We start from the raw sequence: 691 nt of genomic DNA, 5'->3' as shown, positions 1-691 counted from the left end.
AATCGTCGCGCTTCTCGGCGGTGGGCGAAGAGGCCTTCGCGCCCTACAGCCGCAGCCGCTCCACCGCGCTGTTCGCGCACGAGGAACTGGCCACCGGCTGGGGCAAGCTGACCTTCGGCGCCCGCACCGAGCAGGTGAGCGTGGAATCGTTCGGCAGCGCCGACACCGACCGCTTCGACACCGGCAAGCACACCTTCCACCCGCACAGCGCGGCGGTGGGCGCGCTTGTGAACCTGGCGCCCGACTGGCAGCTGACCTCCAACCTGTCGTACACCCAGCGCGCCCCCAAGGACTACGAGCTGTTCGCCAACGGCCCGCACATCGCCACCGGCGCCTGGGAGACGGGCGACAGCCGCCTGGGCCTGGAGAAGGCGACCAGCATCGATGTGGGCGCCGCCTGGAAGAGCGGGCCGAACCGCTTCGCCGTCACCGCGTTCTACAGCCGGTTCTCCAACTACATCGGCCTCACGCCCACGGGCGCCAGCCTGACGGAAGACGGCGAGCGCGTGCCCACCGGCACGGATGGTGCGCTGCCCGAGTACCGCTACGAAGGCGTGCGCGCCAAGTTCTACGGCCTGGAGGCGAGCGGCAGCGTGCGCCTGGTGGGCGAGAGCGGCCTGGCCGGCGCCACCTTGTTCGGCGACACGGCATCGACGCTCGACCTGCAACTGCGCGGCGACCTCGTGCGCGC

1 protein-coding gene is annotated in these 691 nt (G+C 71.1%); it reads left to right on the top strand.

Features of this window, described 5'->3' with window-relative positions; translation table 11 throughout:
• Positions 1 to 691, top strand: a 691-nt coding sequence (locus AC27IQ_RS26370; protein WP_487091421.1) for a TonB-dependent receptor, incomplete at both ends; no start/stop codon positions are given.

It is taken from the genome of Acidovorax sp. KPB24-07 (assembly GCF_057543315.1).
This window is presented reverse-complemented; position numbering and strand designations above follow the sequence as displayed.